The organism is Streptomyces sp. NPDC001348, assembly GCF_053597535.1.
The window spans coordinates 1-1,281 of the sequence record NZ_JBSFIK010000094.1 but is presented as its reverse complement, the minus strand read 5'-3'; the positions used below and the strand labels follow the sequence as shown (position 1 = coordinate 1,281).

Below are 1,281 nucleotides of genomic sequence, written 5' to 3'. Positions count from 1 at the left end.
GGGGACTGCTGCAGGGTTGGGTGACACCTGACCTGGCTTGCTGAGAAGCAGCCTGGAAGGATGTCGCTGTGCCCAAGCCGTATCCGAAGGAGTTCCGCGAGGACGTCGTGCGGGTCGCGCGCAACCGCGAGCCCGGCGTCACGCTGGAACAGATCGCCGCCGACTTCGGGGTCCACCCGATCACGCTGTCGAAGTGGCTGCGTCGCGCCGACACCGATGAGGGCGCCAGGCCCGCAACGCCGTCGGGTGAGTCCGCCGAGCTGCGCGAGGCCCGCAAGCGGATCCGGCTGCTGGAGCAGGAGAACGAGGTACTCAGGAGGGCTGCGGCATATCTGTCGCAGGCGAACCTGCCGGCAAAATGATGTACCCGCTCGTCCGCGAGCTGGCCGCCGCCGATGCCCATCACAGGGTGCCGGTGGCGGTGACGTGCCGGGTGCTCGGGCTGGCCCGCCAGCCCTACTACCGGTGGCTGGCCTCTCCGGTCACCGACGCCGAGCTGACCGAGGCATACCGGGCCAACGCCCTGTTCGACGCTCACCGCGACGATCCCGAGTTCGGGCACCGCTTCCTCCTCGACGAGGCCCGAGCGGCCGGTGAGGCGATGGCCGAGCGGACCGCCTGGCGGATCTGCCGGGACAACCGCTGGTGGAGCGTCTTCGGCAAGCGACGGGGCCGCGGCAAGAACGCCAAGGCCGGACCGCCGGTCCACGACGACCGGGTGCGCCGCAATTTCACCGCCGACGGGCCGAACCGGCTGTGGCTCACGGACATCACCGAGCACGCCACCGGCGAGGGCAAGCTGTATCTGTGCGCTGTCAAGGACGTGTACTCCGGCCGCATCGTGGGCTATTCCATCGACGCCCGGATGAAGTCCCGCCTCGCAGTGGCCGCTCTGGAGTCCGCCGTCGCCCGCCGCAGCCCGGCTGAGGGCTGCATCGTGCATTCCGACCGAGGATCGCAATTCCGGTCCCGGAAGGTTGCTGCCGTACTCACCCGGCACGGCCTGGTCGGCTCGATGGGCCGGGTCGGGGCCGCCGGCGACAACGCCGCGATGGAAAGCTTCTTCGCCCTGTTGCAGAAGAACGTCCTTGACCGCCAAGTCTGGGCCACCCGGCAGGAGTTGCGGATCGCGATTGTCACCTGGATCGAGCGGACCTACCACCGACGCCGACGCCAGAAGCGCCTGGGCCGATTGACCCCCGTCGAGTACGAGACCATCATGACCCCACCCGCAGCCCTGGCTGCATAAACCCCGCTGTCACCCGATCATGCAGCAGTCCC

At 69.0% G+C, this 1,281-nt stretch carries 1 protein-coding gene; it reads left to right on the top strand.

What is annotated here, in order from left to right; all coding sequences use genetic code 11:
• Nucleotides 1-68: 68 nt before the first annotated feature.
• Nucleotides 69-1,249 (top strand): IS3 family transposase gene (locus tag ACWC21_RS41340; RefSeq protein ID WP_450890002.1). Its coding sequence is split into 2 segments (ribosomal slippage): nucleotides 69-353 and nucleotides 356-1,249, totalling 1,179 coding nucleotides; the frame shifts between segments, so codons are not numbered across the junction.
• Nucleotides 1,250-1,281: the final 32 nt, after the last annotated feature.